The sequence below is a fragment of the Mesorhizobium sp. WSM2561 genome (genome assembly GCF_000513915.1).
GTDB classification, from domain to species: domain Bacteria; phylum Pseudomonadota; class Alphaproteobacteria; order Rhizobiales; family Rhizobiaceae; genus Mesorhizobium; species Mesorhizobium muleiense.
This window is the reverse complement of the sequence record NZ_AZUX01000016.1, coordinates 168,532-188,929: the sequence shown is the minus strand read 5'-3', so window position 1 is coordinate 188,929 and position 20,398 is coordinate 168,532. Positions and strand designations below refer to the sequence as shown.

General features: G+C 62.6%; 23 protein-coding genes and 1 pseudogene. 14 read left to right on the top strand and 10 right to left on the bottom strand.

Going from position 1 to position 20,398, the window contains the following annotated elements:
• The first annotated feature begins 6 nt into the window (after positions 1–6).
• Genes pstB through phoB form a run of 3 tightly spaced genes read left to right on the top strand, consistent with a single transcriptional unit; the run spans position 7 to position 2,271 of the window.
• Complete coding sequence (gene pstB / locus M727_RS0115710; protein WP_027153478.1) at positions 7–822, top strand: phosphate ABC transporter ATP-binding protein PstB; 816 nt, start codon at positions 7–9, stop codon at positions 820–822.
• A 35-nt stretch (positions 823–857) separates the two neighbouring features.
• Complete coding sequence (gene phoU, locus M727_RS0115705) at positions 858–1,574, top strand: phosphate signaling complex protein PhoU (protein ID WP_027153477.1); 717 nt, start codon at positions 858–860, stop codon at positions 1,572–1,574.
• 7 nt (positions 1,575–1,581) lie between these two features.
• On the top strand, positions 1,582–2,271 hold the full coding sequence (phoB, locus tag M727_RS0115700; protein ID WP_031254097.1) for a phosphate regulon transcriptional regulator PhoB: 690 nt from the start codon (positions 1,582–1,584) through the stop codon (positions 2,269–2,271).
• A gap of 163 nt (positions 2,272–2,434) precedes the next feature.
• Here phoB and M727_RS0115695 read toward each other — a convergent pair whose 3' ends face one another.
• Positions 2,435–3,682, bottom strand: a complete 1,248-nt coding sequence (locus M727_RS0115695) for an ROK family protein (RefSeq protein WP_027153476.1) — start codon at positions 3,680–3,682, stop codon at positions 2,435–2,437.
• Positions 3,683–3,949: 267 nt separating this feature from the next.
• Here M727_RS0115695 and xylF point away from each other — a divergent pair, with 267 nt between their 5' ends.
• The 4 genes from xylF (at position 3,950) to M727_RS0115675 (ending at position 9,094) form a co-directional block, all read left to right on the top strand.
• On the top strand, positions 3,950–4,990 hold the full coding sequence (gene xylF / locus M727_RS0115690; protein ID WP_027153475.1) for a D-xylose ABC transporter substrate-binding protein: 1,041 nt from the start codon (positions 3,950–3,952) through the stop codon (positions 4,988–4,990).
• A gap of 139 nt (positions 4,991–5,129) precedes the next feature.
• Entirely contained in the window at positions 5,130–6,449 is a 1,320-nt protein-coding gene (locus M727_RS0115685) for a sugar ABC transporter permease (RefSeq protein WP_027153474.1), read from the top strand.
• A 93-nt stretch (positions 6,450–6,542) separates the two neighbouring features.
• A complete protein-coding gene (locus M727_RS0115680; RefSeq protein ID WP_027153473.1) occupies positions 6,543–7,337 on the top strand; it encodes an ATP-binding cassette domain-containing protein in 795 nt (264 codons plus the stop codon).
• 113 nt (positions 7,338–7,450) lie between these two features.
• A complete protein-coding gene (locus M727_RS0115675) occupies positions 7,451–9,094 on the top strand; it encodes a CHASE domain-containing protein (protein ID WP_027153472.1) in 1,644 nt (547 codons plus the stop codon).
• Positions 9,095–9,218: 124 nt separating this feature from the next.
• Here M727_RS0115675 and M727_RS0115670 read toward each other — a convergent pair whose 3' ends face one another.
• The 6 genes from M727_RS0115670 to M727_RS0115645 all read right to left on the bottom strand — a co-directional run bounded on the left by M727_RS0115670 (position 9,219) and on the right by M727_RS0115645 (position 12,841).
• The gene (locus M727_RS0115670) at positions 9,219–9,461 is read right to left on the bottom strand and encodes a YMGG-like glycine zipper-containing protein (protein WP_027153471.1); all 243 of its coding nucleotides are present in this window, start codon (positions 9,459–9,461) and stop codon (positions 9,219–9,221) included.
• A gap of 81 nt (positions 9,462–9,542) precedes the next feature.
• On the bottom strand, positions 9,543–9,869 hold the full coding sequence (locus tag M727_RS0115665; RefSeq protein ID WP_027153470.1) for a hypothetical protein: 327 nt from the start codon (positions 9,867–9,869) through the stop codon (positions 9,543–9,545).
• A 205-nt stretch (positions 9,870–10,074) separates the two neighbouring features.
• Positions 10,075–10,257 (bottom strand): hypothetical protein, encoded by a 183-nt coding sequence (locus M727_RS0115660; RefSeq protein ID WP_027153469.1) that lies wholly within the window; start codon positions 10,255–10,257, stop codon positions 10,075–10,077.
• Between the two features lie 178 nt (positions 10,258–10,435).
• Positions 10,436–11,500 (bottom strand): PAS domain-containing sensor histidine kinase, encoded by a 1,065-nt coding sequence (locus M727_RS0115655; protein ID WP_027153468.1) that lies wholly within the window; start codon positions 11,498–11,500, stop codon positions 10,436–10,438.
• 150 nt (positions 11,501–11,650) lie between these two features.
• Positions 11,651–11,818, bottom strand: a complete 168-nt coding sequence (locus M727_RS39970) for a DUF1328 domain-containing protein (protein ID WP_023797107.1) — start codon at positions 11,816–11,818, stop codon at positions 11,651–11,653.
• A 228-nt stretch (positions 11,819–12,046) separates the two neighbouring features.
• On the bottom strand, positions 12,047–12,841 hold the full coding sequence (locus tag M727_RS0115645) for a response regulator (RefSeq protein ID WP_023797108.1): 795 nt from the start codon (positions 12,839–12,841) through the stop codon (positions 12,047–12,049).
• A 236-nt stretch (positions 12,842–13,077) separates the two neighbouring features.
• Here M727_RS0115645 and M727_RS0115640 point away from each other — a divergent pair, with 236 nt between their 5' ends.
• Both M727_RS0115640 and M727_RS0115635 read left to right on the top strand, forming a co-directional pair.
• Positions 13,078–13,275, top strand: a complete 198-nt coding sequence (locus M727_RS0115640; RefSeq protein WP_027153467.1) for a NepR family anti-sigma factor — start codon at positions 13,078–13,080, stop codon at positions 13,273–13,275.
• Between the two features lie 3 nt (positions 13,276–13,278).
• Positions 13,279–13,830 carry an RNA polymerase sigma factor gene (locus M727_RS0115635; protein ID WP_023797110.1) on the top strand — a complete coding sequence of 184 codons (552 nt, stop codon included), beginning with the start codon at positions 13,279–13,281 and terminating at the stop codon, positions 13,828–13,830.
• Between the two features lie 72 nt (positions 13,831–13,902).
• On the opposite strand, the gene M727_RS0115630 is transcribed toward M727_RS0115635, so the two are convergent.
• Positions 13,903–14,283: a response regulator gene (locus tag M727_RS0115630; RefSeq protein WP_027153466.1), complete on the bottom strand. Its 381-nt coding sequence runs from the start codon at positions 14,281–14,283 to the stop codon at positions 13,903–13,905.
• 276 nt (positions 14,284–14,559) lie between these two features.
• Between M727_RS0115630 and M727_RS0115625 the strand changes: the two are divergent.
• The 3 genes and pseudogenes from M727_RS0115625 to M727_RS0115615 form a co-directional block, all read left to right on the top strand.
• A pseudogene (locus M727_RS0115625) lies at positions 14,560–14,736 on the top strand (Crp/Fnr family transcriptional regulator); the annotation flags it as partial.
• Between the two features lie 126 nt (positions 14,737–14,862).
• A complete protein-coding gene (locus M727_RS0115620) occupies positions 14,863–15,189 on the top strand; it encodes a DUF883 family protein (RefSeq protein ID WP_023797113.1) in 327 nt (108 codons plus the stop codon).
• 11 nt (positions 15,190–15,200) lie between these two features.
• The gene (locus M727_RS0115615) at positions 15,201–15,665 is read left to right on the top strand and encodes a hypothetical protein (RefSeq protein WP_027153464.1); all 465 of its coding nucleotides are present in this window, start codon (positions 15,201–15,203) and stop codon (positions 15,663–15,665) included.
• Between the two features lie 97 nt (positions 15,666–15,762).
• Here the strand turns inward: M727_RS0115615 and M727_RS0115610 are convergent, their stop codons facing one another.
• Entirely contained in the window at positions 15,763–17,280 is a 1,518-nt protein-coding gene (locus M727_RS0115610) for an HWE histidine kinase domain-containing protein (RefSeq protein WP_236385012.1), read from the bottom strand.
• Between the two features lie 196 nt (positions 17,281–17,476).
• Between M727_RS0115610 and M727_RS36505 the strand changes: the two genes are divergently transcribed.
• On the top strand, positions 17,477–17,677 hold the full coding sequence (locus M727_RS36505) for a hypothetical protein (RefSeq protein ID WP_023797117.1): 201 nt from the start codon (positions 17,477–17,479) through the stop codon (positions 17,675–17,677).
• Positions 17,678–17,706: 29 nt separating this feature from the next.
• Here the strand turns inward: M727_RS36505 and M727_RS0115600 are convergent, their stop codons facing one another.
• Positions 17,707–18,627, bottom strand: coding sequence for a diacylglycerol kinase family protein (locus tag M727_RS0115600; protein WP_027153462.1), 921 nt, complete (start codon positions 18,625–18,627; stop codon positions 17,707–17,709).
• 283 nt (positions 18,628–18,910) lie between these two features.
• On the opposite strand from M727_RS0115600, the gene M727_RS0115595 reads away from it, so the two are divergent.
• Entirely contained in the window at positions 18,911–20,374 is a 1,464-nt protein-coding gene (locus M727_RS0115595) for a PRC-barrel domain-containing protein (RefSeq protein ID WP_027153461.1), read from the top strand.
• Positions 20,375–20,398 lie beyond the last annotated feature (24 nt).

The following is a 20,398-nucleotide window of genomic DNA, read 5'->3' as shown; positions in this document are numbered from 1 at the left end:
GAGGATATGAACATCATGACGGAAGCCGGCGTCGAGCAGAAACTGAGCAGCGCAACCAACGCCCCTTCGATCAAGATGAAGGGCGAAAAGGTCTCTGTTCACTACGGCGAGAAGCGAGCTCTGTTCGACGTCGATCTCGATGTCCGCGAGCATCAGGTGACGGCGTTGATCGGGCCATCGGGCTGTGGCAAGTCGACGTTCCTGCGTTGCCTGAACCGAATGAACGACACCATCGATATCGCGCGGGTGAGCGGCAAGATCACGCTCGACGGCGAGGGCGTCTACGATCCGAAAATCGATGTCGTCGAGTTGCGAGCTCGCGTCGGCATGGTATTCCAGAAGCCGAACCCGTTTCCGAAGTCGATCTACGAAAACGTCGCCTACGGCCCGCGCATCCACGGCCTGGCCAGGAGCAAGGCCGAGTTGGACGGCATCGTCGAATCGAGCCTGAAGAAGGCCGGCCTGTTCAACGAGGTCAAGGATCGCCTGCTCGAGTCGGGTACTGGACTGTCCGGCGGACAGCAGCAGCGCCTGTGCATCGCGCGCGCCATCGCCGTGTCGCCGGAAGTGATCCTGATGGACGAGCCCTGTTCGGCGCTCGATCCGATCGCCACCGCCCGCGTCGAGGAACTGATCGACGAACTGCGCCAGAACTATACGATCGTCATCGTCACCCATTCGATGCAGCAGGCGGCGCGCGTGTCGCAACGCACGGCGATGTTCCATCTCGGCTATCTGGTCGAGGAGGGCGCGACCGACAAGATGTTCACCAACCCCGACGATAAGCGCACCCAGGACTACATCACCGGCCGGTTCGGCTGAGCGGTCCGGCGAATTTCGAACACGAGGACAGCACCATGGGTGAACACACCGTCGCATCTTTCGACGAGGAACTGGAGCACATCGACCGGCTGATCCGCGACATGGACGAGCTCGCCGCCGCAATGGTCGCGGCCTCGATCCGCGCGTTGCTTGCGTCGGACAATGCGATGGCGCAGCGCGTCGTCTCGGACGACGCCATCATGGATGCGCGGCAGCGCGAACTCGACGACAGCGCCATCACGCTGATCGCCAAACGGCAGCCGATGGCGCAGGATCTGCGCGCAGTGGTTGGCGCAATCCGCATGGCCGGCGATCTCGAGCGCATCGGCGATCTGGCCAAGAACATAGCCAAGCGGGTCAGCGCAGTCGGGCAGAGCGCGACGCCGCGGAATCTGTCGCACGGTATAGATGCGATGGCGGATCTCGTTCTTGTGCAGCTGCGCGGCGTGGTTGAGCACTATGTGTCGCGCGATGCCGGCGCGTTGAAGGAACTGCGCGCCGACGACCAGAAGATCGACGTGAAATACACGGCGGTTTTTCGCGAGCTCCTGACCTACATGATGGAGGATCCGCGCAACATCACCGCCTGCACGCACCTTCTGTTCTGCGCCAAGAATCTCGAGCGTATCGGCGATCATGTCACCAACATCGCCGAAAACGCCTATTTTGTCGTGACCGGGCAGCAATTGCCGGCGGATCGCCCGAAGCTCGACGAAACGACGATGTCGGCGCCGGCGACAGGACAGGAGTGACCGGCCGATGATCGCGCCGCGCATCATGGTGGTGGAGGATGAAGAGCCGCTGGGCGTCCTCCTCCGTTACAATCTTGAATCCGAAGGCTATCAGGTCGAGGTGGTGACGCGCGGCGACGAGGCCGAAATCCGGCTGCAGGAAAACGTGCCCGATCTTTTGGTGCTTGACTGGATGGTGCCGGCGGTTTCCGGCATCGAGCTTTGCCGGCGCCTTCGGGTGCGCCCCGAAACCGAGCGGCTGCCGATCATCATGCTGACCGCGCGCGGCGAGGAGAGCGACCGGGTGCGAGGCCTTTCGACCGGAGCCGACGACTATCTGGTCAAGCCGTTCTCGACACCGGAATTCATGGCCAGGGTCAAGGCGCTGCTGCGCCGCGCCAAGCCCGAAGTGCTGTCCAGCGTGCTCAAGGTCGGCGACATCATGCTCGATCGTGAATCGCACCGGGTCTATCGCAAGAAGAGCGAGATTCGGCTCGGGCCGACCGAATTCCGGCTGCTCGAATTCATGATGCGCCACCCGGGCCGGGTCTTCTCGCGCAGCCAGTTGCTCGACAATGTCTGGGGCGAGACGATCTACATCGACGAGCGCACGGTGGACGTCCATGTCGGCCGGTTGCGCAAGGCGGTCAACAATGGTCGCATGCCCGATGTCATCCGCACCATCCGCGGCGCCGGCTATGCGATCAGGGAAGACTAGCTGATATTCAGGTGATGCCGGCCTGCGAACGGCTGATACCTGCGCTTCCGGTGCTGACGTACCCGAAAGTACGCTCCGCTCCGGTTCTCGGAATCCACCATCCTCGGCGCGGCCTGACCGGAACACACGCCAAGTCGCGATCCGGGGATCCCTGCCTTCGAACTCAAGCCACGTTCTTTCCCACCGAGCCGGCTCGTGCCTGGATGCTCGGCGCGAAAATCTCCTGATCGACGAAGCTCAGCGCCCGCATGGCGCAGCCTTCGCGGATCAGCGGCAGCTCGTTCGGCTCGGTGTCGAAGGAAATCGAACCCGAATGCTGGCCGCCAGCGGTCTGGGCGATGGCCTCGCGCAGGGCCGGTTCGATCAGGTCGAAGGCGGCAGCGCTGGCGCCGACCATGGCCACCGGTGCCGGATCGATCAGCGCGAACAGGCTGCCGAGCCCGAAGCCGAGCGCTTCGCCGGCCTTGCGGTAGGCTTCGCGCTCCGGTCCGTCCGTCTGGCGCGCCCGGGCCGCCAGTGCCCGCATCTCGGCGTCGCTGACATCGGCGACCGGCTCGGCGTTCTCGCTCAATTGCCTTGCGTTGCGCCAGATGGCGTAATTGCCGGCATAAGCCTCGACGCAGCCGCGCCGCCCGCAGCGGCAAAGGGCGCCGCCCGGCCGATGGATCATGTGGCCGAATTCGCCGCCCGAGGAGTGGGTGCCGGTGAACAGCTCGCCCTTCAGCACCAGCCCCATGCCGATGCCGTGCGAGAGCAGGATGGCGATGAAATCGTCGCGGTAGCGATGCGGGTGGCGCCAGCGCAGCGCCACGGCCATCATGTTGCAGTCGTTCTCCATGATGGCCGAGATGCCGAACTCGCGTTCCAGAATGTCGGCGAAGGCGATGTTCGTCTGCGGCGTGATCGGCGACCACAACATGGCGCGCGCGTGAGAATCGGTGATGCCCTGGATCGCCAGCGCGATGCGGGCGACGCTTTGGACATCGAGGTCGGGATCTTCGAGCCGGCGCCGGACGATGGCGACACATTCGCCGATCAGCGCGTCGCGCGACATGGTCAGCGTGTCCAGCCGGCGCTGTTCCTCGGCGACCACTTGTCCGGCATAGTCGATGACGGCGACCGACAGGAAATTCAGCGACAACACGACGGCCAACACGGCAGCGGCTTGCGGATTGAGGCTGAGGCCGACCTGCGGCCGGCCGCGTTTCAGCGAAACCGTCTCGCTCGCCTTGCTCTCGGCCAGGATGCCTTCCTGGATCAGGTCGGCAGAGATCGCCGATATGGTCGAATGGCTGAGGCCGGTGGTCGCGGCGATCTCGGTCCGCGACGGCTGGCCTGCCCGGCGTACCGCCGAAATCACCATCGCCCGGTTGCGCCGGCGCAGATCGTCATGACGGATTCCCACCGACATTTTTTGTTTCCTCCTCATTGCCGCGGCCGCTCATGAATCGGAAGCCGTCGGTAATGTCCGACAAATACTGGCAGAAGCAGAAGGGGCTGTCATTATTTATTCCGAGCCTCGAAAAAAAACCCGACAGGACGTCAAAATCCATCAGAATTGGTGTTGACAGTGCTTCGGCGTTGGACCAGTATTTTTTCGAGGCTCGAAAAAATAGGAGCCTTTGTGCCGGCCTTCGGGCCAGTTGGTCGCGCCCTACGCGGCGCAGGGAGGAATATCATGAAGAGATTCGCAGCCGCCATTCTGGCGGGGGTCGCCATGTCGCTGACGCTCGCGTCGGCCGCGCAGGCCAAGGACAAGGTCATTGGCGTTTCGTGGTCGAACTTCCAGGAAGAGCGTTGGAAGACCGACGAAGCCGCCATGAAGGCGGCGATCGAGGCCGCCGGCGACAAATATATTTCCGCCGACGCACAGTCCAATCCCGGCAAGCAGCTGACCGACGTCGAAAGCCTGATCTCGCAGGGCGCCAACGCGCTGATCATCCTTGCGCAGGATGCCTCGGCCATCGGTCCGGCGGTGCAGAAGGCGCTGGACGAAGGCATTCCGGTCGTCGGCTATGACCGGCTGATCGAGAACAAGGACGTGTTCTATCTGACCTTCGACAACCAGGAAGTCGGCCGCATGCAGGCCCGCGACGTGTTCAAGGTGGCGCCGGAAGGCAATTACGTCTTCATCAAGGGCTCGGGCGCCGACCCGAATGCCGATTTCCTGTTCGCCGGCTCCATGGAAGTGCTCAAGGATGCCATCGACAGCGGCAAGATCAAGAATGTCGGCGAGGCTTATACGGACGGCTGGCTTCCCGCCAACGCCCAGAAGAACATGGAACAGTTCCTGACCGCCAACGACAACAAGGTCGATGCGGTGGTTGCCGCCAATGACGGCACCGCCGGTGGCGTCGTCGCGGCGCTGACGGCGCAGGGCCTGGCCGGATCCGTCCCGGTTTCGGGCCAGGACGGCGACCATGCCGCGTTGAACCGCATCGCGCTCGGCACACAGACCGTATCGGTGTGGAAAGACGCGCGCGAGCTCGGCAAGAATGCCGCCGAGATCGCCTCGCAGCTGGCCGACGGCAAGCCGATGACAGACATTGCCGGCGTCAAGGATTTCACCACGCCGGGCGGCAATGTCGTCAAGTCGCTGTTCCTGACGCCGATTGCCATCACCAGGGACAATCTCAACGTCGTCATCGACGCCGGCTGGATCAAGCAGGAAGAGGTCTGCGCCGGCGTGGCGGCGGGCACCGTCCCGGTCTGCAACTGATCCGCCTTCGCCAAAAACCTGAAACGCCGCGGCTTCACGCCGCGGCGTTTTTTTCAAAAGAGTTGTTTTTCGGTGTCTCGCGGGTAATTTCTAAGCTGCTTCCGGCATCCGCGGCAAACGGCAACGGTGGGAGGACATCATGACCGACACGACTTCCAACACGCCGGCTGCCGATCGGGCGCGTGAATCCGAGCTCAGCCCCTTCGGCCGCTTCCTCAAGGCAACCGAGCTCGACATACGCATGCTCGGCATGGTCGGCGCGCTGCTGATCATCTGGGGTGGAATCCACATCCTGTCGGGTGGGCTTTTCCTCACGCCGCGCAATCTCTGGAACCTGTCGGTGCAGACTTCCTCGGTCGCGATCATGGCGACCGGCATGGTGCTGGTCATCGTGATGCGCAACATCGATCTTTCGGTCGGCTCCGTCGAAGGCGTGATCGGCATGGTGATGGGCGTTGCGCAGGCAGAATTCCTCATCCGCGTCATGGGATTCCAGCTTGGAAATCCCTGGATATGGGTCATCGCATTGGCTGCCGGCGTGGTGCTCGGCCTCATGATCGGCGCGCTTCAGGGCTTCATCATCGCCTATCTCGAGGTTCCGGCCTTCATCGTGACGCTGGGCGGCCTGCTGATCTGGCGCGGCATGGCGTGGCTGATGACGAGCGGGCGCACCGTCGCGCCGCTCGATGCCACGTTCCAGCTGATGGGTGGCGGGCCGCGTGGCTCGATCGGGGCGACCGCGAGCTGGATCGTCGGCATTCTCGCCTGTGTGGCCGTCGCCTTGATGCTGCTCAACGGCCGGTCGCAGCGCAAGCGCTTCAAGTTTCCGTTGCGCCCAGTCTGGGCGGAGAGCCTGCTTGGTGTTGTCGCCTGCGCCGCCATCCTCGGCGCCGTCTGGATCGCAAATTCCTACCCCTGGCCGATCGGCATCGTTCGCCAATACGCCCAGCGGAACGGCATCACCATCCCCGAAGGCGGGCTGTTCATCGCCCATGGCATCGCCATACCGGTGCTGATCGCGGTCGCAGTCGGCATCGTCATGACCTTCATCACCCGGCGCACCCGTTTCGGCCGCTACGTCTTTGCCATCGGCGGCAACCCGGAAGCGGCGGAACTCGCCGGCATCAACACGCGCTGGGTGACCATGAAAGTGTTCATGATCATGGGCGTTCTGGCCGCGATCAGCGCGGCAATTGCTTCGGCCCGCCTCAATGCGGCGACCAATGCGCTGGGCACGCTGGACGAACTCTTGGTCATCGCAGCAGCCGTCATCGGCGGCACGTCGCTGGCCGGCGGCTCCGGCACGGTGCTCGGCGCCATGCTGGGCGCGCTTCTGATGCAGTCGCTGCAGTCCGGCATGGTGTTGCTCGGCATCGATTCGCCGCTTCAGAGCGTCGTCGTCGGCGCCGTGCTGGTCGTCGCCGTCTGGCTTGACACAGTCTACCGCAAGCGGGTCTGAGCATGATCCCGAGCCGAAGGTCTGCGTCAGCGAAAACTGGACATCCGTTTCGGTCCAGCATCATGCTCGGCAAAACCATGGAAAGGAACGATCATGGCTGACACGACTGCTCCCACGCCACTGATCGACATGCGCAAGATCTCGATTGCCTTCGGCGGCATTCGCGCCGTCGACGATGCGTCGATCGACCTTTTCCCGGGCGAGGTCGTGGCGCTGCTCGGCCACAACGGTGCGGGAAAGTCGACGCTGATCAAGATCCTGTCCGGCGCCTACAAGCGCGATTCGGGCCAGATCTTCGTCAATGGCGAGGAGGCTTCGATCGCCAATCCGCGCGACGCCAAGAAATACGGTATCGAGACGATCTACCAGACGCTGGCGCTCGCCGACAATGTCGACGCCGCCGCCAACCTGTTCCTCGGCCGCGAGCTGATGACCGGCTGGGGCACGCTCGACGATGGCGCCATGGAGGCCGAGGCGCGCAAGGTGATGGGCAGGCTCAATCCCCGCTTCCAGCGCTTCAAGGAGCCGGTGGTCAAGCTTTCGGGCGGCCAGCGGCAGTCGGTGGCGATCGCGCGCGCCATCCTGTTCAACGCCCGCATCCTGATCATGGATGAGCCGACGGCGGCACTGGGACCGCAGGAAACGGCGCAGGTCGGCGAACTGGTCATGCAGCTCAAGGCCGACGGCATCGGCATCTTCCTGATCAGCCATGACATCCACGATGTCTTCGAGCTTGCCGACCGCGTCTGCGTCATGAAGAATGGCCGGGTCGTTGGAACGGCGCGCACCGGCGACGTCACCCAGGACGAGGTGCTCGGCATGATCATTCTGGGCAAGTGCCCGCCCGGCGCCATTCCGGGACCAGGCGCGCTGAAGATCGCCGCCTGAAACGTCAAATACCTGTCATGTGATATGCCAGCCGTCATGATGGTTTGGCCGCGCCATTGTGTTGCCACGGGGACTTGCCCATAAGATGGGGAACCATGGGTCGCAGCAGCAATTTGAAGAAGTTCTTCCCGATCGTCGCGTTCATTGCCGTCGCGCTGATCAGCCTGACAATGGCGGGATTCGCCTATTTCGCCACCCAGGAAGCGGCGCGCATCAAATTCGAGGCGACGGCGGACGACGCCCTCAACCGAATCGATAGCCGCATCGACCTGCATCTGTCACTGCTGCGATCGACACATGCGCTGTTCGAGGCTCGCAATGGTGACATTTCGCGGGGCGAGTTCAAGGCGTTCTTCGATGCGCTGGGTATCAACGACAATTTCGCCGGCCTGCGCGGCATCGGCTTTCTCCGGCTGGTGAGAGCCGGCGACGAGGCAGCGGTCGAGCGTGCCATCCTGCACGACTATGGCGTCAGCGATGCGATCTATCCGGCCACGACGACGCTGCCATGGCGTGCGCCCATCACGCTGTTCGAGCCGCTGGACCCTTCCAATCAATCCGGCATCGGCTACGACATGTTCACCGAACCGGTGCGGCGCGAGGCGATCGAAAGGGCGATGGCCGACAACCAGCAGCACGCGAGCGGGCGCGTGCAGCTGGGTCAGGAAACAGGTGCTGCGCAGACCTTCACCGGCTTCCTGGTCTTCGTGCGGCTCAACATCGAAACCGCGGCGGACGGCATCGATGCGTCCAGATCCTCGACAACAGGCTTGCTTTATGCGGCGTTCCGCGCCCGCGACCTGTTCCAGACCGCGCTCAGCCGGACGCCGCTGCTGCCGGTCAACATCGAAATCTATGACGGCAAGGTGGATGCCGACCATCTTTTGTTCCAGTCGGAATCGCCGCCGGCGTCGGGCTTCGGCGACAGGTTGCTGGTTTCTCGCGAACTCACCATCGCCGGACGTCCATGGACCGTCCTGTTCAGGCCGACAAGCGCCTTCTCGCAACCGTCCTCGCGCGCCATTCCGGTGATGCTCGGCCTGTTCGGGCTGCTGCTCGCGGGCACCATCGCGCTGGTGGCCCGCTATCAGGAGCGGGCCTATGACGCGGTCTCGCTGCTTCATGAGACGACGGAAAAAAGCCTGCTCGAAAAAGACCTGATGCTGCAGGAGATGAAGCACCGCATCAAGAACTCGATCACGCGGGTGCTGGCGATCGCGCGCCAGACGGCATCGCATGCCACCGACGTCCACGAGTTCTCGTCTTCTTTTTCGGCCCGGCTGCAAGCGATGGCGGCTTCTCAGGACATGCTGACGCGTTCGCGCTGGCAGAAGGCCGATCTTGGCGATCTCTTGCGCATCGAGCTTGGCCAGGTGTTCGGCAAGGAGCTTCCTGACGGGATATTGTCGGGGCCAGAGGTGTTGCTCGACGAGACGACGACGCAAGCGCTCGGCCTCACCTTTCACGAACTGGCGACGAACGCGCTAAAATATGGCGAAACCGGCAATTCGGCCATTACCAGGAACGGCGACTGGTCGCTCAAGGTCGACTGGTCGGTCGAAGGCCACAGGAGCGACCGAACGCTGGTTCTCAACTGGCGCGAAGCCGGCAAGAAGAAGCTCGAACCACCGGTCAAAACAGGTTTTGGCACCAAGCTGATCGATCTGAACGTGACGCGCGAATTGCGCGGTACGATCAATCGCGATTTCCACGATAGCGGGCTGAGCGTGGAAATCAGGATCCCGCTGTCGGACTGAAAGGCTGCCTTAAACCGAGCGTTTTCGAAGACGCCCAAATGCAGCGCCCCAAATGCAGCGCCCAAGTAGACAGAGACCGGCTCGTCCGGTCTCCGCTTCCAATGCCTCCTGCTCTTGAAACGGATCAGCAGCGCGCCGTAAACAGACGGCCACGGTTGTCGCGGTACTGGCAATAGCCATTGCGCAGGTTGCGCACCAGCAGGCCGGTACCGGCACCGATGGCTGCGCCCACCAGCGCACCCTTGCCGCCGTCAATCAGGCCGCCGGCCAGAGCGCCGACACCGGCGCCGACGCCGACATCCTGTTCGGTGGTGCTGCAACCGCTGACCGCGATTGCGGCAACCATGGCAATAATCATCTTCCGCATAGGGTCACTCCTCGCCTTTGTCCTCACTTGTAGCTCCGCCCGTCATTTATCACGCGAAAAAGTGTTTTGCCCTGCTCGATTTCATTGTTGGCTAAGAGAATCTTTTTCGGGGCGCGCGCCGCTCGAGGCGACCTCGAGGTCGGAGATCTCCACAGAAGCGTCGAGGGTGCCGTCCGGGCGCACGTTCCAGACGATCTGGTCGTAATCACCCTCAAGCGCCGGATCGACGGAAAGGCATTTAGCAATGATGCGCGGAGCCTGACCCTGCACATCGTACAAGGCAAACGGGCGCGCGGCGGTGCACTCCTGAGCGGTTTCGAAAACGCTCACCGATACCGGCAGTTCGCGGCACTCGGTCATCGTGTTCGAACAACCGATGACCAGCAGCACGGCAGCGATATGTTCCATGGCGACGGTCCTCCCGCCATAGAACGGGCCACATCCGCCAAAGTTCCTGCGATGCCGGCTGGCGCGACCATTGGAGATCAGGCCGACATCAGGCAAGCGCGAGCCGCCGGCCACTTGCGTCCGACGCTTTGCATTAAATTGTTATCGCAAAACCGCTGCACACCCTCGGTTCAAGCCCGAGGGCATCCCTTTGCATGACCATGCATTAGACCAACTGGAACGCGGCGGCCAGGACGACCACTGCAGCCAGCCCGATTGCGGCGAGGCCGGGAATCGGGAGGGAAGCACCGGGCGACCGTATGGCGGATGCTTCGGGATCCTGGAACCCGCTCATCGAAACACGTGCGGCCTGTTCCAGCCTGTTGATGTCGGCAACCGTCAAAGCCATTTCTCCCGTACTGCGCAGCAAACTGCGATCGAAAACGTCATGCGGAGTGGTGCCTGAGAAAAACAGCATCGAACCTTATGGTGAACAGATGGTTAAAGCCGGCGCGGCCGGTATCAATCCCCACCCCTCTTGGCCCCAACCCCCTCGGCCAGCTCTCTTGGGCTCGGCTGTTGCCCGTTCAATCCGTCTCGAAATTGCTGCGAGGAACGACGAGATGGTATTCGAGACGATCCCCGCTGATTTCAAGTTTCGCCGTGCCGTTCAACGACGCAGGCACAACGCGCTCGAGCGCGACGCTGCCAAAGCGCTTCTCGCTGGGCTGATTGTCATTGGCTCCGATGGCCTCGGCCCATGTCAGCGACAGCGCGGTCTCGCCAGCGGCAGCGGCCGTCAGATCGGCCGTTACCTCGACGAAGCCGTCGGCTCGCGACAGAGCGCCGTAGCTGACAGAATTGACGGCAAGCTCGTGCATGGCCAAGCCGATATGCAGGGCGGCATTGGGATTGAGGTATGGGTTTGCACCGCGAAAACGCAGGCTGCGCACAGGGTCGGCGCCATAGCGGCCGACCTGGCCGGACACCAGTTCGCGCAGTGCCGCTCCCCGCCAGTTGGACGAGGTCACCAGGTCCTGGGATGAGGCAAGCGACTGCAGCCGGCCGCGAAAGCGCGTCAGGAAATCACTGAGCGTGTCCGAATAACGGCTGGTCTGGGTGGCGATGCTCTGGATGATGGCCAAAAGGTTCTTCGACCGGTGGCTGACCTCGCGCAGCAGCGTCTTCAGGGTTTGCTCGCGACGTTTCTGCTCGGTCGTTTCGACCATTGTGGTGACGACGCCCTGCACGGCGCCGCCGTCGTCATGATCCGCGTCTACCCATATTTGGAACCAGCGGACGCCATCGTCGGCGGGAATGCTGAGCTCAAGATGTTCCGGATTGCCGGATGCGACGACCTTGCGTTTGGCCGCGCCGATGCGCTCCGCCTGCGCAAGCGGCAGGATGCCGTTGCCGTCGCCAGTGTCGGAAACCCCCGTGTCGGAAACAACTGTGTCGGAAATCCAGGGCGGGCGCATGTTGCGGGCCCAGACGGTTTTCATCTCGCGATCCTGATAGAGGACCGAAATGCCGGCATTGTGCAGCGCATGGAGAAGGGCCCGGCCAAGCTGCATTCCACTCTCAGCGGACTGCAAAGCGATGATCTCATCGCTCCGTCCGCTGTCTCTCATGTCTCCGGCTCTGGATTGCATCGTTCACTTCACCCGCCCAATGCAGGCTGAACGGCTGACGGAAAATTGGGTTCCAAAAAGAAGTCCGCCGAGCGACGTCCTGCTAAGGACACCGCCCGGCGGTAGCTGGAAACCGCTTGAGGGGTGCGGCTCCCAGTGTTCGATCGCAGTTCACGACGCGCGTTTGAACAAGCCCGCAATAAGCGAAATGATCAGGAAAGCGAGAAAGATGAAAAACAATATCTGCGCTATACCAGCCGAGGTGCCGGCGATTCCGCCGAAGCCAAGAGCGCCTGCAATGATCGCAACGACGAGAAATACGAGGGCCCAGTAAAGCATGGTCCATCTCCTTCAAATAGTATGCCAAAAACGTCGTTCGCTGCCGTTTGTTCCAGCATTTCCCGAAAAAGACGAGCCCCGGAAAGCTTTCCCGCTCGAATTGGATCGTCATGCGCAGGTGAGTTGCAAGTGGCGTGTGCCGGCCGCAAGCGGCCTGCGTTACTCATCTGTGGAAAACGGGCGATCAGTGGAACTGTGGAAAGGGCCGCTCAGGGCCGGGCTGCCCCCCTATGCAGCGGCTTTCGCATGCCGGTCGAAGAAGAGCGCCTGGCTGATCAGGGCCTTGACCATCTCCGGATTGAACGGCTTGGTGACGAGGAAGGCCGGCTCCGGCCGCTCGCCGGTCAGGAGGCGTTCGGGAAAAGCGGTGATGAAGATCACCGGCACCGGGGTGGTCGACAGGATCTCGTTGACCGCTTCGATGCCCGAGCTGCCGTCGGCAAGCTGGATGTCGGCCAGCACCATCTTCGGCCGCGTCTTGGCGAACATCGCCACCGCCTCGGCATGGGTACGCGCCGTTCCGACAACGCGATGCCCCAGGCTCTCGACCATTTGCTCGATGTCCATGGCGATCAGCGGCTCGTCCTCGATGATCAGCACGTCGGTTGCCACCTGGCGGGAAATCTCGTTGCTGGCCTCGGCAAGAAGCTCGGAGAACTCCTGATCGTCGACGTCGAGGATCTCCGCCGCCTCGTCTTCGCTGAAACCTTCGACGGCGACCAGCAGGAAGGCCTGGCGCGGACGGGGTGAGATCGCGTTCAGATTGGCGGCGGCGCGCTGTTCCCACGCCGACTGCGGGTGTTCCTGCGGAACGCGGATGGCGACCGAGGTGAACAGCCTGGCGAAGACCTTGTAGAGCGCGATGCGGTCGTTCGACGCGTTCGGAAAGATGTCGACGTCGGCGATGATGGCTTCGAGCATCGCGGCGACCAGCGCGTCGCCACTCTCCTGCGATCCGGAGACGGCCCGCGAAAAGCGGCGCAGGAACGGCAGGTGTGGAGCGATGGTTGCGGACAGGCTCATGATGGACGTCTCCCTCTGACGTAATTGCAAAGATTGCAGGCCAAGCTAATGACAAGCCCCGAGAATAAACCCTGAAAACATAAACGCCGGCTTTCCGAAAAAGTTCCGAGGGCTTGGAACTAATGTAAGCGGAAGGCGTTTGAGATCGGGACTGGCAACCAGACGAGGGGGCCGCCTGCTTTGCGTCGTGTATTGAAGGGCGGCAGGGTACTGGGAACAAAGGGCGAAATGACGACATGAGGAAAGACAACACGGCTGGCGCTGCAACGAACAGGCGCCGGGCTGCTTCCGGCGACCCGCTCGGGCCAAACTCGGAAATCGGCCGCAAACTCAAACAATATTACGACGAGCTGGTCTCCGACAGCGTGCCGGATCGTTTCGCCCAATTGCTCAGCCAGTTGGAACAGGCCCAACCTGCACGGAAAAAGGACTGAGGCATGGCGGCCGTCTCCCAGAGTTTCAAGACGGATCTGCTCGCCTCGATTCCGAGCCTGCGGGCCTTTGCCGTGTCGTTGACGCAAAACGCCGACAAGGCCGACGATCTGGTCCAGGAAACGCTGGTGAAGGCGTGGGACAAGCATGAGAGCTTCGAGCCGGGCACCAATCTCAAGGCATGGCTGTTCACCATCCTGCGCAACGAATTCTATTCGCAGATGCGCAAGCGCGGCCGCGAGGTGCAGGATAGCGACGGCATCATGACCGCCAGACTGGCCGTCCATCCGGCCCAGCACGGCCAGCTCGACCTCAAGGACTTTCGGAGCGCGCTCGAGCAATTGCCAGAGGACCAGCGCGAAGCCATCATCCTCATCGGCGCGTCGGGCTTTTCCTACGAGGAAGCCGCCGAAATTTGCGGCTGTGCGGTCGGAACGATCAAGAGCCGCGTCAGCCGCGCCCGCACGCGGCTGCAGGAAATCCTGAAGATTTCCGGCGACGACGAGTTTGGCCCGGATGCGATCTCGGCTCAGGTGACGGGGTCGAACGCCGCCTGAATACGCACCACCGGTAATGTGGGACCCTGTAATTAATGTCGGGCCCGGTAATCGGGCTCCGGTTTGCGGAAATCAAACAACAGGTCCGCGCCCGCACGCCGACGCCACCGCCTCCACGAGATCGTCTCCCGAATAGGGCTTGGTGACCAACCTGACATCCGGAAACGCCACCTTGATTTCGTCCATCTCGGAATAGCCCGAGGCGAAGACGAAAGGCACGCCCGATTCGCGCAGCCGCGAAGCGAAATCGAGTGTCGAAGTGCCGCCCAGCATGAGGTCGACGATGGCCGCGTCGAATTGCGAGGCAATGCTCTGCCGATCGATCTCAGCCAGATCGCGGGCGATGACCACATCGCCGGCGCCATAGTCGCGGCAAAGCTGCTCGACATCCATGGCGATCAGGAATTCATCCTCCAGAACAAGAATCCGCAATCCGTCCAGCAATGGGGGCACGTGGCAATGTCTCCGTGGGGCGCAGGGAATAGGGAGCGCAAGGGATAGAGGAGTCATGATCCCTATTTGGCTTCCTGTCATTTAAAGTTATTTCGCATCCTGTCATTTAAAAAAGACATGCCGCCGCAGATGGCGGAACCTCGACGCCTGCAGGGCGTTGGCTATCGCCTTCCGGAAGAGGGCCCGCTTCGAAGAGGGAATGAAATGTCTGGCCAGACAGGCCGTTCCTTGTCCGCCCGCCGGTATTCGGGTGAGAACTGCCCACTGCGGCCGTTGCACCTCGCCGATACGCTCGGCCTGTCGCTGGTCCACACCAACAAGACGATCCGCAAGCTGATGGACCGCAAGCCTATCTTCTGGCGCGACGGCGGCTGCGAGGTGGTCGACAACGAAAGGCTCAAGGAACTCGCCCGCTGGGAAGGGTTGAGCGAAGGTGGCCGACCGCTGATCTGAGCGGCTGCCGGAGACGTGCCGGGCTGGACTCGGCTGCGCAAAAACCCTTTCATGGCAGGTGTTCCGATTTCGGAACCTTGGGGTGGGTCGAACGTTTCGACCCGAGCAAACGCAAGGAGTCAAGCAATGGCGACTGCCGCAGGAAAGTCCCCGAACGAAAGCCGGCCGAATTCGGACCTTGAAGACGACATCAGGCAGCTGAAAGTCGACATTCAGAAACTCACCGAACAGCTGGCCGAGACCGGCCAACATGGTTACGGGACTGCCCGTCGCGTTGCTGCGGAAGGGGTCGAGCAATTGCGCGCCCAAGGCGAAGCAGCCTTTGAAAATATGCGCAGCAACGCCAAGGATCTCGAAGCGCAAGTGGTGGCGAGCGTGCGCGAAAAGCCGGTGACGTCGCTGGCAATCGCGGCAGGCGTCGGCTTTCTGTTTGCGCTTCTCGCGCGCCGCTAGTCTCAGCCCAGATGCGAATGCTGGCATCGTTGATCTCGGGCCTCGCCTCGGGTGAAGCCGTTGCCGCCGTGCGCCGCGCGCGCACGGCTGCGATCGTCTATGCGCTCGCAGCACTTGCAGCACTGTGCGGCCTCGGTTTCCTCGTCGGAGCGGCCTATGTCTGGGTGGCGGGTCGCTATGGGCCGATGGCAGCCTGCCTTGGTTTCGGGGTCGGCTTCCTGGTGATCGCAGGGCTCCTCCTGCTCATCCATCAGCTGTCGGCCGGCGCGCGCGCCCGACGCCGGGCGCGGAGGCGCAATGCCGATATGAAGGCGGTCGGCATCACGGCCGCGCTCGCCGTGCTGCCGGCGCTACTCAAGGGGAAAGGCGGCCTCGGAACCATACTCGCCCCGGCGATTGCGCTCGCCGCCTACGCCATCTACCGCGAGAACACAAAGCCCGATGCCGACGATCCGGATGCCGGCGAGGCGAAATAGCTCGAAGCGTTTCTTCTTCTTGTTCGGCAATGATCCGAAAAACCGGGTTCCACTTTTCCCTGACGCGGACCTTTGGTTCGGGTCCATAGTCGAGCGGTCACTTCGGCAGATCCTCCAGCGGCATCGATATTTCGGCGAACACGCCTTCCGGCCGGAATTCGTGGGTCACTTCACTGGAGATGACCTTGGCCAGGCTGCGGCGGATCAGGATCGAGCCAAAGCCGTGGCGTTCGGGCGAGGCAACTTCAGGCCCGCCGCTTTCGCGCCAGGTCAGGACCAGGCGCCGGGCGCCTTTCCTAACCTGTGCCTTCCAGTCGAGATCGACCTTGCCCGACACCGCCGACAGCGCTCCGTGTTGCAGCGCGTTGCTGGCCAGTTCATGCAGGATCAGGCCAAGCCCGACTGCCTGGTCGGGCGAAAGCAGCAGATCGGCGCCTGAGATCGTCATGCGCGGCTGATCGGCGGTGTCGAACGGCTTGACCTCGATCTGCACGAGTTCGCGGATGCCAATGCCGCGCCACTCGCGGTCGGACAGCAGGCTGTGGGCGGCGCCCAGCGCCTGAAGCCTGGCGCTGAAGGCGTCGAGGAAATCCCTCGGCTGGCGGGCATGGCGAACTGTCTGCGTCGCCAGCGCCTGGACGGTGGCCAGCGTGTTCTTGACGCGATGGTTCAGCTCGCGCAGCAACAGCCGCTGCCGCTCATCGCCGAGCTTGCGTTCGGTTACGTCGTAGTTGACGCCGAAGATCAGCGTCGGCTTGCCGTCGCCGTCGCGCTCGATGACCCGGCCGCGCGTAGCGAGCCAGCGCGGCGGACTGAAGCCCTTGACGCGGTATTCGCCAAAATAATCGTCGCCGCCGCTCAGCGCGTCGCGAAAGCGCGTCTCGGTCTGGTAGACATCGCGCGGGTCGATGGCGGCAAGGATATCGCGCGCCCTCAACCGGGTCGAGCGCGGCAGGTCGAACAGCTCGGATAACCGGGCATCGCATTCGATCGTGTCGGTGTGAATATCCCATGCCCAGCTTGCGAGCGATGCGGCATCGAGCGCAATGCCGCGCCGCTTCTCCTCGCGCGCCAGTGCCGCAGCGGCGCCGGCGGCGTTGCGGGTGGCGTCCTTCAATGCGAACAGGCTGGCAGCGAGGCTGGCGAGCGCCGTCAATTGTTCGAGCTGGGCGGCAGACGGCGACCCGCGCGGCCTCCGGTCGAGCACGCAGAGCGTGCCGATCCGGGCACCGGCCACCACAATCGCCGCACCCGCATAGAAACGGAAATGATGCTCGCCGGTGACCAGCGGGCTGGCGTTGAAGCGTGAATCCATGGTCGCATCCGTCACCACCATCGGCTGGTCGCCGGCAGCAATGGTGTGGGCGCAGAAGGATGTATCGGTCGCGGCCTCGGTCTCGTCCAGGCCGACACAGGACTTGAACCACTGCCGCTCGACATCGACGAGCGTCACCAGCGCGACAGGTGTTTGCATCGCCGCGGCGGCGAGCCCACTGATAGTGTCGAAGTCAGGATCGGCCGCCGTGTCGATTGCATCGAGATCATGGAGCACGGCAAGCCGGTCCTGCGCCGTTACCACGCTAAGGACATCGACCGGCAGATTCGGCTTTGTCACTACCCTGCTATCCACAAGTCCCCCAGATGCATCGGCTTGCAGCCATCCGCGCTGGGCCCAGTTGCCGGGCCCTGAAACCGGAACCTTCGCCCTGAGGAACCGTTACCCAACCACATTTTGCCAGCCGCGCCGCCAGCGCTAACCGACATGCCAGCGCCAAAAGAAATGCCAGCGCCAAACGAAATGGAGGCCGATCATGCCCAAGATCGTTCCTGAAGACAAAGCCCGCCAGGGACGCTGGGGGTGGCACACCTTCCGTATCTTGATCGCCGCGCTGCTTTTGGCGTTTATCGCCTGGGGCATCGCTGAGATCTACGGCAACATGATAGACCGGACGCCGACAACCGAACAGGGCGAGCTTCCCAGGAACGAACAGGGCGAGATTCCCAGAGGCTGAAGCCTTCCGATCGACTATGCCGGGATGCATCACGCGGCCTTCGCCTGGACAGCGCGCGGCGGGACGAGAACGTTCAGCGCACCAGGATGAATTTCGATCGTGGTTTCGCGGTCAAGCCTGACCAGTTCGCCATCCATAACGGCGCGAAATTTCTTCGCAGCCGAGTGGAGTTTCAAAACGGCCCGTTCAGCCTGGTGGATCTCCACATGCTCACTGTCGCGCCATTTGCCGCGCGCCATGTCGAAGAGGACCCTGACCAGTTCGCCACGCCGCCGCGCCACCGTGACATAGATGCCGAGCACGCCGCCGGCGGGATTGTCGGCATAGGGCAGATGTCCCTCACCGAACAGATTGTTGGTGATGCCGATGCCGGTGGTGCGCGTCACGATCTCGGCATCGCCGATGATCAGCGTCACCTTCATTGCCGAAGGGTTGTTGATCGCCGCCCAGGCAGCCTTTATCGAAGCCCGCATCTTTCCCAATCGCGAGCCATACTCCATGTCTTGGCGAAGCTGGACCATCCTGGCATGCATGCCGATCGAGAATTGATGCACGAATGGCTGGCCGTTGGCGGTTGCCAAATCGACTGCAATAACCTCACCGTCGGCAAAGGACTTCACGGCCGCGTCAAGGGTTTGTGGAATGCCGAGCCCGTGCGCGAACAGGTTCATCGTGCCAGCCGGTAAAATGGCAAGCGCTTTCTTGCTGCCCATCAACCGAGCCGCCGCGGCCGAAATGGTGCCGTCGCCGCCACCGGCCAGCACAATGTCGACACTGTGCCTGGAAGCGATGCGCTCCAGCGTTGCGACAATGTCCCTGCCGGCAACGATTTCGATATCGATGCAGTGGCCTGCTGCCTCCAATGTCTGGCGCATTCGGTCGGTGAAGGCGGAGAGATCAACCGTACGCAGGGTGCCGCCCTCCTGGTTCAGCACCGCCGCAAATCGCATTCCCCCGCTCCGATTTTTCTTGGCTACCATTGGATAATCATCGGCCGCAACAGACCGAGCCATGGGGCGAAACGGGGCGGTTGAAAAAAAGTTCCGCAGCTCTAACGAAAATACAGGAGCCAATCTCACCCGGCAAACGCATAATTGAGCGCGATTCGGGTGGTTTTTTCACAACGCTCGCCCTGGTGTCGGAACAACGGCGCGGTCACGACGTTGTGAATCTGTAACGCCGCGACCGATCTCCCCTGCTCGCGGCCAGAGATAACGCACGAGGAGGATTACGATGATCCGCACCCTTTTATCCACCACCGCACTGGCAGCGTTGATTGCGACCGGTGCGTATGCGCAGGAAGCCACAACACCGGCGCCCACCCAGGACCCGGCGGTCCAGGAGACCGCTCCGGCGGCTCCCGTTGCGCGGGCCGAGGGCAGCCTGATGACCAATATCATTGGTGAATCCGTCTATAACGGCACCGGCGACGATGCCGAGAACATCGGTGAGGTCAGTGATGTCGTCTTCGATGAAAACGGTCAGGCGAAATCCGTCGTCATCGGCGTCGGCGGCTTTCTTGGCGTCGGTGCCAAGAATGTCGCTTTCGACTACAACAAGCTGCAATGGGCCGAACGGAATGGCGACCGCTGGCTGATTGCCGAAACCACAAAAGATGAGTTGACGGCTCAGCCGGACTTCGATCGCAAGCCCTATGATCCGGCTCCTGCGGCCACCGACACCACGGCTACGGCTCCCGCTCCATCGACCTCGACGGATACAACGGCGCAGAATGCTCCGGCGGCTCCAGCCGATAGCGCCGCAGCTCCGGCCGAACCTGTGAAGAGTGCCGACGGCAACCTTGCCACGAATATCATCGGCGAAACCGTCTATAACGGCACTGGCGACGACGCTCAAAACATCGGCGACGTGAACGACATCGTTCTGGCCAAGGATGGCAAAGCCGAGTCGCTGATCATTGGCGTCGGCGGCTTCCTCGAGATTGGCGAAAAGAATGTCGCCTATCAGTTCGACAAGGCCAAGTGGGCGGAGAGGGACGGCGACCGCTGGCTGGTCGCCGAGACCACGAAGGAAGACCTGGAGGCGCTGCCGGAGTTCGACCGCGAGCCCTATGATCCCGCCCCGGCGACAACCGCATCGACTGACGCGGCGACGCCGGCGCCAGTGACCACCACCCCTGCTGTCACTGCGGCTCCAGCCCCGGCGGAGAAGACTGCGGAAGCTCCGGCGGCAACGCCTGAACCCGCTGCTCCGGCTCCAATGGACAAGACAGCCGAGGCTCCGGCGACGACGCCAGACCCGGCTGCTCCGGCACCGGCGGACAAGACAGCCGAGGCTCCGGCTGCAGCAACGCCTGACGCAACCCCCGACCAGACGAAGACCGCGGCGATCGACAAGTCGGCGCTGACCGAAATGCCGATCAACGAAATCCGCTCCGAGGATTTGGTTGGAACCACCGTCTATGGCGCCAACGATGTCAACGTCGGTGAGATTGGTGACGTCGTGCTGACCGGCGACAAGAAGGTCGACGCCGTCATCATCGACGTCGGCGGTTTCCTCGGCGTTGGCGAGAAGGAAGTGGCGATCGGCATGGACAACCTTAAATTCATGACCGACAAGGATGGCAATCGCTATCTCTACACGAACTTCACCAAGGAGCAGCTCGAGGCGCAGGCCCCCTATGACAAGGCCACATATGCGCAAAACCGCGACACCCAGCGCATGATGATGCGCTAGCTTGCGCCAACGATGAAAGAGGCC

Excerpts from the sequence above, each read along its gene's own strand:
- pstB (WP_027153478.1), top strand. The coding sequence starts at position 7 with ATGAACATCATGACGGAAGCCGGCGTCGAGCAGAAACTGAGCAGCGCA.
- M727_RS0115640 (WP_027153467.1), top strand. The coding sequence starts at position 13,078 with ATGAGGAAAGACAACACGGCTGGCGCTGCAACGAACAGGCGCCGGGCT.
- M727_RS0115600 (WP_027153462.1), bottom strand. The coding sequence starts at position 18,627 with ATGCGATTTGCGGCGGTGCTGAACCAGGAGGGCGGCACCCTGCGTACG.
- M727_RS0115685 (WP_027153474.1), top strand. The coding sequence starts at position 5,130 with ATGACCGACACGACTTCCAACACGCCGGCTGCCGATCGGGCGCGTGAA.
- M727_RS0115615 (WP_027153464.1), top strand. The coding sequence starts at position 15,201 with ATGCGAATGCTGGCATCGTTGATCTCGGGCCTCGCCTCGGGTGAAGCC.
- M727_RS0115665 (WP_027153470.1), bottom strand. The coding sequence starts at position 9,869 with ATGGAACATATCGCTGCCGTGCTGCTGGTCATCGGTTGTTCGAACACG.
- M727_RS0115595 (WP_027153461.1), top strand. The coding sequence starts at position 18,911 with ATGATCCGCACCCTTTTATCCACCACCGCACTGGCAGCGTTGATTGCG.
- M727_RS0115620 (WP_023797113.1), top strand. The coding sequence starts at position 14,863 with ATGGCGACTGCCGCAGGAAAGTCCCCGAACGAAAGCCGGCCGAATTCG.
- M727_RS0115670 (WP_027153471.1), bottom strand. The coding sequence starts at position 9,461 with ATGCGGAAGATGATTATTGCCATGGTTGCCGCAATCGCGGTCAGCGGT.
- xylF (WP_027153475.1), top strand. The coding sequence starts at position 3,950 with ATGAAGAGATTCGCAGCCGCCATTCTGGCGGGGGTCGCCATGTCGCTG.
- M727_RS0115645 (WP_023797108.1), bottom strand. The coding sequence starts at position 12,841 with ATGAGCCTGTCCGCAACCATCGCTCCACACCTGCCGTTCCTGCGCCGC.
- M727_RS0115660 (WP_027153469.1), bottom strand. The coding sequence starts at position 10,257 with ATGGCTTTGACGGTTGCCGACATCAACAGGCTGGAACAGGCCGCACGT.
- M727_RS0115655 (WP_027153468.1), bottom strand. The coding sequence starts at position 11,500 with ATGCAATCCAGAGCCGGAGACATGAGAGACAGCGGACGGAGCGATGAG.
- phoB (WP_031254097.1), top strand. The coding sequence starts at position 1,582 with ATGATCGCGCCGCGCATCATGGTGGTGGAGGATGAAGAGCCGCTGGGC.
- M727_RS39970 (WP_023797107.1), bottom strand. The coding sequence starts at position 11,818 with ATGCTTTACTGGGCCCTCGTATTTCTCGTCGTTGCGATCATTGCAGGC.
- phoU (WP_027153477.1), top strand. The coding sequence starts at position 858 with ATGGGTGAACACACCGTCGCATCTTTCGACGAGGAACTGGAGCACATC.
- M727_RS0115680 (WP_027153473.1), top strand. The coding sequence starts at position 6,543 with ATGGCTGACACGACTGCTCCCACGCCACTGATCGACATGCGCAAGATC.
- M727_RS0115695 (WP_027153476.1), bottom strand. The coding sequence starts at position 3,682 with ATGTCGGTGGGAATCCGTCATGACGATCTGCGCCGGCGCAACCGGGCG.
- M727_RS0115635 (WP_023797110.1), top strand. The coding sequence starts at position 13,279 with ATGGCGGCCGTCTCCCAGAGTTTCAAGACGGATCTGCTCGCCTCGATT.
- M727_RS36505 (WP_023797117.1), top strand. The coding sequence starts at position 17,477 with ATGCCCAAGATCGTTCCTGAAGACAAAGCCCGCCAGGGACGCTGGGGG.